5 protein-coding genes are annotated in these 6,872 nt (G+C 39.4%); all 5 read left to right on the forward strand.

Translation table 11 applies throughout. The features are described 5' to 3' along the window. The coding region (locus ACESK1_RS11285; protein WP_372920282.1) for an aspartate aminotransferase family protein at positions 1-1,007 on the forward strand (1,007 nt) is incomplete at its 5' end. Positions 1,008-1,185: 178 nt separating this feature from the next. Continuing rightward, positions 1,186-2,118 (forward strand): carbon-nitrogen hydrolase family protein, encoded by a 933-nt coding sequence (locus tag ACESK1_RS11290; protein ID WP_372920283.1) that lies wholly within the window; start codon positions 1,186-1,188, stop codon positions 2,116-2,118. Positions 2,119-2,134: 16 nt separating this feature from the next. Next, entirely contained in the window at positions 2,135-2,542 is a 408-nt protein-coding gene (locus tag ACESK1_RS11295) for a VOC family protein (protein ID WP_372920284.1), read from the forward strand. Positions 2,543-2,544: 2 nt separating this feature from the next. Next, on the forward strand, positions 2,545-5,292 hold the full coding sequence (locus ACESK1_RS11300) for an aminotransferase class I/II-fold pyridoxal phosphate-dependent enzyme (RefSeq protein ID WP_372920285.1): 2,748 nt from the start codon (positions 2,545-2,547) through the stop codon (positions 5,290-5,292). 12 nt (positions 5,293-5,304) lie between these two features. Continuing rightward, positions 5,305-6,872 (forward strand): biotin carboxylase (locus tag ACESK1_RS11305; protein ID WP_372920286.1); only part of this gene is annotated, 1,568 nt, incomplete at its 3' end.

Genomic DNA, 6,872 nt, shown 5'->3' on the forward strand with positions numbered 1-6,872 from the left:
TTCCGCACGGAGAGAAAACAAAAGTTATGCTTATCAGCACCGGGGCTGAAGCCGTAGAAAATGCCATTAAAATTGCCCGCCAGGCCACAAAAAGACCGGCGGTAATCTGTTTTACAGAAGCATATCATGGTCGCACGCTTATGGGGATGAGCCTAACCAGTAAAGTGAACTATAAATTTTCTTCCGGGCCTTTTGCTCCGGAAGTTTATCGAATTCCTTTTCCGAATTTTTATAAATATCACGGTTCACAAAGTATGGAGGAGTTTGTGGATACGGAGCTAAAAAGGCTGAGAGAAAGCGCGCATAGTATGGTTGATATAAATAGTGTGGCCGCTATAATTGTTGAACCAATCCAGGGAGAGGGAGGTTTTAACCCAATTCCTCAAAAATACCTGGAAGGACTACGTTCCTTTTGTGACGAACATGGTGTTTTATTGATTTTTGATGAGATTCAAAGCGGGTTTTGCCGTACGGGCCATTGGGCCAGCTGGCAACATTATGGGGTAGAGCCTGATATAAGCACTTATGCAAAATCTATGGGCTCCGGACTTCCAATTGCCGCGGTACTTGGCCGCGCTGAAATTATGGATGCGGCGGCACCGGGTACTATTGGTGGTACTTATATAGGTAGTCCTGTTTGTTGTGCTGCAGCTTTGGCTACCATTCAGTTTATGAAAGATGAAAAGCTTAACGAACGAGCAATTTATATAGGTAAGCTCATCACAGACCGGATGGAGAATTTCAGAAAGGATTGTCCTGAAATTGGTGATGTAAGAGGATTAGGTGCTATGATTGGCATAGAATTGATAAAAAATAACGATCCCGGAAATCCACATACGGAGCTGTGCGATAAGGTCGTAAAAGGTTGTGCCGAAGAAGGCTTAATTCTTATAAGCGCCGGTACCTTTAAAAATGTGATTCGAATATTGTGCCCCCTCGTAATAACCGATGAGCAATTAAATAAAGCTCTGGATATTCTGGAGAACCAAATAAGAAAACACACTTAAGTTTTTAAAATTGGCTTGAAGTTTTTTTAGGAAAGCATTCAATGAAAATGATGCGCTCAGTTTTGCCGTGAATTAATTACTAATAATAAATAATAGCGGTTTTTCTAAAAATATAAAAGAGATAGAATACAAGAGTCCAGGAAAATATTTTCTACGGATAATAAGAAATAAAAAATATATGAATCCATTTGCAATAGCAGGAATACAAATGAAGGTTTCCGCGGTCGCCTCCAATGTCGAGATGATGAAGCTGAAACTTGATATTACCATGAGTCTTTACCCCTGGGTAGATATGGTAGTCTTTAGTGAATTATGCGGCTACGGCCCTTTAACCCATACCGCACAGGAAATTCCTGGTAAATTTGAAAAAGAGATGCAGGCTATGGCCAAAAAGCACGGAGTTTGGCTGTTGCCTGGCTCTATCTTTGAAAAAAACGAAGGTAAAATCTATAACACCGCCACAGTGATTAATCCTGAAGGTGAGATCGTTACGCGTTATAGAAAAATGTTTCCATTTTATCCCTATGAATTAGGAGTGACCCCGGGTTCAGAATTCTGTGTTTTTGATGTGCCGGGAGTAGCGAAATTCGGCTTATCCATTTGTTATGATATGTGGTTTCCAGAAACAGTGCGTACGCTGGCAGTGATGGGAGCAGAGGTGATATTGCATCCTACCATGACAGGAACCATAGACAGGGATATTGAATTGTCTATTGTGCGGGCTATGGCCGCGGTAAATCAGTGTTACTTCTTCGATGTAAACGGATTGGAGTCTGGTGGTAACGGAAGATCATTGGTTTGCGGACCAGATGGACGGGTTATTTATCAGGCTGAGGGCAATGAAGAAATCTTTCCGATAGAACTTAATATCAGTCGTGTGAGAAGAAGTCGGGAGCTTGGAGTTTTACGTTTGGGGCAACCTTTAAAAAGTTTTAGAGATCATATAGGAGATTTTGTTATTTACCAAAAGGGAGTTCAGTTACCGTATCTCAATTCTCTTGGCCCACTCATAAAGCCTACAAAGTTAGACAAGCTTGCCAAATTAAAAATGAAAGAACACGAATATGAACCACCGGAAAATCCTACTGGATATAAAGGATTTGGAGAATAATTAAAAAAAAAGAACTATGGGAGGAACATCGCCAAAGAAACAAAAAGACGAAAAACCTGTAAAGGATTTTATAAGCTGGTTTGAAATTCCTGCAATTAATTTTCAACAGGCGGTAAATTTTTATAACCGCATCTTTAAAATAGATATGGAAACTCAATTTGACGGCAATTATGCAATGGCGTTTTTCCCTGTAGAAAAGGGTGTTGGAGGGGCGATTGTTACAGGACCAAATTCAATTCCCGGTATAATAGGTCCCTTGCTTTATCTCAACGCCGGAAAAGATCTAAACAATATTCTAAACAGGGTTGAAGCAGCCGGGGGAAGAATAGTAATGACCAAAACCCTAATTAATCAGGAGTCCGGATATTTTGCCGTTTTTATTGATTCTGAAGGAAACAAACTTGCCCTACATTCAAAAGAATAACTATGCCAGAGAAAAAAATAAATAGTGCACATTATTATAATATCGCTCAACTTCGGGGAGAATCCTGGAACAACTTGAAAAATGAGTCTGCCAAACTCCATTCTTCCCAAAGAGGTTCAGAAAATGAAAAGTCACATAAAAAAAATCTTCGTCAGCTTTTAAAGGATCTTGAAGGTGTAGAATGTTATTTTGCGTTTCCGGGCTTGTCCTGTATAGATTCACTTCGGGAGATGTTAGAAAGACAGGAACATACCGCACTGTCTCATAAAATTAGGGAGATCACAAAAAACCTGGTAAGTGATAGGTACAGAAGCAATCCGGATTTTTTAGAAGATGATGATCCGGGCGCAGAACTTACTGATAAACATGAATATAACGAAAACGCCGGGAAAAATTATTTTGAAGTTATGTTCGTTGAAGATGTTTCTCAGGCAGAAGAGAGTAAATTAAGGCACGATCTAAAAGAGTTACGACTTTCTAATGAACAATTCGCTTACGGCATCGTGGTACAACGGTCTTTTGAAGATGCTTTAATTGCACTTCAGTTCAATTTTAATATCCAGGCTGTGGTGATTCGTTATGCCCCTCCTTATCATTCAAAGAAGATCACACCTCTGATTAAACCTTTTATTCAGAATATTCTGAAATTAAATCTGGCTACTAAATCATCTACCGAGCTAGGACCATTTTTAGGAACCATGGTAAAAAAATTCAGGCCCGAATTAGACACTTACTATGTAACCGATACTGCGTTAGGCAATCTTAAAGACAGTACTTTAAAAACCTTCAGAAGAATCTTTTACCGAACTGAAGATTTGCAAGAGCTCCACCTTACCGTAATTCGGGGTATAAGCGAACGCTATGAAACTCCATTTTTTTCAGCTTTAAAGGATTACAGTAAAAAACCAACCGGAATATTTCATGCGATGCCAATTTCCAGGGGTAATTCGGTTTTTAAATCGAGATGGATTAACGATTTCGGCAAATTTTACGGGCGCAATATGTTCCTAGCTGAGACTTCTTCTACCACCGGGGGGTTAGATTCTTTATTGCAACCAACTGGTTCCCTAAAAAAAGCGCAACAAAAGGCCAGTGATGCTTATGGCTCAAGAAACACTTTTTTCGTGACCAACGGTACTTCTACAGCCAATAAGATTGTAGTGCAGGCTTTAGTAAAACCTGGAGATGTGATCTTGATAGATCGGGATTGCCATAAATCTCATCATTACGGGCTTGTACTGGCAGGAGCTTATCCCGTGTACCTGGATTCATACCCTATAGAAGAATATTCTATGTATGGAGCCGTACCTCTAAAGCAGATTAAAGAAAAATTACTTCAGTTAAAACAGGCAGGAAGATTAAACCTGGTTAAAATGCTATTATTAACCAACTGTACTTTTGACGGGCTTGTATATAATGTTGAAAAAGTTATGCAGGAAGTACTGGCAATTAAGCCAGATATGATTTTCCTATGGGATGAAGCCTGGTTTGCGTTCGCCGGGTTCACCTATAATTATAAGCAACGTACGGGAATGTTCGTTGCCCAAAAATTATTTGATAAATACCAAAGCGATAGTTACCGGGAAGAATATAACGATCACATTAAAGGTCTTAAAAAGAATGAAATTCCGAGCCTCCCAAATCCGGATGAGGTGCGGATTCGGGTGTATTCTACGCAGAGCACCCATAAAACCCTTAGTAGTTTCCGTCAGGGGTCTATGATACATATTTGGGATGAAGATTTTCGTAAAAAGAGCGAAAACACCTTTATGGAAGCTTATATGACGCATACTTCAACATCTCCCAATTACCAGATGTTGGCATCGCTGGATGCAGGACGAAGACAGGTACAATTTGAAGGATATGAGCTGGTAGAAAAAAGCATTGAACTGGCAATGGTCTTGAGAGCTAAGGTTAACGATCATCCGAAATTGAATAAATATTTTGATGTATTAACTATTGGCAATTTTATTCCGCAGGAATACCGTAAATCGGGCATAAAGGAATATTATAATCCAAAGGAGGGTTGGAACAGGATGGAAACAGCCTGGGAGCAGGATGAATTTGTATTAGATCCAACCAAAATCACCTTGCACATAGGTAGAACCGGTGTAGACGGAGACACCTTTAAAAACAGGTACCTGATGGATAAATTTAATATTCAAATTAATAAAACCTCCAGGAATACGGTGTTGTTTATGACGAATATTGGAACTACCAGGGGAAGTGTAACTTATTTAACCAATGCATTATTAAAGATAGCTGATGAGTTGGACCATGAATTCAAAACTCTTAGTCAGAAAGAGGGCAACAACCGTAGGGAGCGTATTAAGTCATTAACCGAAGATTTTCCTCCATTGCCCGATTTTAGTTATTTCCACCATTCCTTTCAGGCTGTACCCGGGGTTCCCGGCGGGAATATTAGAGAGGCGTTTTTCCTCGCTTATAATGAAGAAAATTATGAATATATGCCGCTAACTGACTGTTTGCCGGCGATGGAAGAAAACCGAATCCTGGTAGCCTCATCTTTTATAATCCCTTATCCACCGGGATTTCCGGTACTTGTACCCGGGCAGGTGGTAAGTAAAGAAATCATAAGGTTTCTTAATGCATTAGATGTTTCAGAAATTCACGGTTACCGGGCAGACCTCGGGCTAAGAATTTTTAAAGATAATGTGCTAAACCGCCAAAAGACAGTGAGTTCTATGGGCTCTATGGGAAATACTGCGAAAAAAAAATCACTAACTTAAAAAATTAAAATTATGGAATCCAAGAAACCAAAAGCTTCTAAAACTAAGGGAGCAGCTAATAAAAAGAAAACCACTCCAAAAAAAGAACCGTTATCCCCGGAACGCAGTGCTAAGAAGGACAGAAAACTAAAGGTTACCGAAGAGAAACCTCTAAAGGGAAAGAAATCGGTGCCGTTAGATTCTACGGCGCAGCAGGGTAAGTCTCCTGCCTCTTCAGATAACAAAAAGAAAAAAGCCAGCACGGTTTCCAAAGATAAACAGGCAAAAGCTACAAAGACTAAAAAGACTACAAAAAGTAAAAAGGAAGTTGGAGTTAGAAAAGCAAAAAATAAAAAAGTTTCGAAAAGTGTCTCTACACAAAATGCAGGTGAAGACGTCCTAAGCGGAGTTTCAGATATCAGAAGATCTTTTCATAAAAATGAAGAGCCTTTATACTTTATCAGTGCTACAAATTTCAATCTTTTAGGAGCTGACGAATGGATAAAAGGATTTAAGTTTATTTGTCATATCGAGTGTTTTGACGGTCTTCATCCCAATGTGTTTTCTCCAAAAAAAGAAATACCACATGATGATTTTGAAGGAATTGAGGATATAAATAATTACCTATTGCAACATCCTGAAGTTCAGGATTACCTAAAAACACGATCTATAGACGGAAGATCCGGTAAAGCGATGTTCCTCATGTTTAATGAGAAAACCGAAGAACTTGCAGAAAAGCTAGGTCTGGAAATTATGTTTCCAAAAGCCGAAATGCGAACTTTCCTGGATAATAAGGTAAACACGAACCGTATTGCCGAAAAAGCGGGAGTGGCCTGCGTGCCTTATGTGCTGACTAAAGTAGATAATTATGAACATTTAAGAGAGGTTTCTAAGCATCTTGGAAATGAGTTGGTTATCCAAACCCCTTTTGGAGATTCCGGACATACTACTTTCTTTATTTCGAATGAGGAAGAGTATGAAAAACACGCTGAAGAGATTGAAAAAGAAGAGGAAGTTAAAGTAATGAAGCGTATTCGTTGCAGAGGTTCGGCTATAGAAGCTTGTGTAACCAGACATGGAACGATCGTAGCTCCGCTAATGACAGAATTGGTTGGTTTTAAGGAACTCACCCCTTATGAAGGTGGATGGTGTGGAAACGAAATATATCCTAACGCCTTTACTCCCGAGTTAAGAGATAAAGCTATAGAATATACCCAGTTATTCGGGAACCAGTTGCGGGAAGAAGGCTATAAAGGATATTTTGAACTTGATTTCTTAATAGACCAGGATAATGGTGAGATCTACCTGGGGGAATTAAATCCGAGGGTAACAGGAGCCAGTTCCATCACAAATCACGCTGTTTTTGCACTAGCCGATGCCCCATTATTTGTTTTTCATATTTTGGAATGGATGGATATTGATTATGATCTTGATATAGAAGCGATAAATAATCGTTGGGCCCGTCAGGAAAATATAGATGGTTGGAGTCAGCTTATTGTGAAGCATACGGAAGATACCGTAGAATTCATTACTGAAGCACCAAGATCTGGTATTTACAGAATGTATGATACCGGCCATATTCAATTTGATAGGATGGATAC

It is taken from the genome of Salegentibacter sp. (assembly GCF_041642575.1).
GTDB lineage: Bacteria > Bacteroidota > Bacteroidia > Flavobacteriales > Flavobacteriaceae > Salegentibacter.

Bases quoted from the DNA above. Each gene is read 5' to 3' on its own strand.
- ACESK1_RS11295 (WP_372920284.1), top strand. From the start codon at position 2,135: ATGGGAGGAACATCGCCAAAGAAACAAAAAGACGAAAAACCTGTAAAG.
- ACESK1_RS11300 (WP_372920285.1), top strand. From the start codon at position 2,545: ATGCCAGAGAAAAAAATAAATAGTGCACATTATTATAATATCGCTCAA.
- ACESK1_RS11290 (WP_372920283.1), top strand. From the start codon at position 1,186: ATGAATCCATTTGCAATAGCAGGAATACAAATGAAGGTTTCCGCGGTC.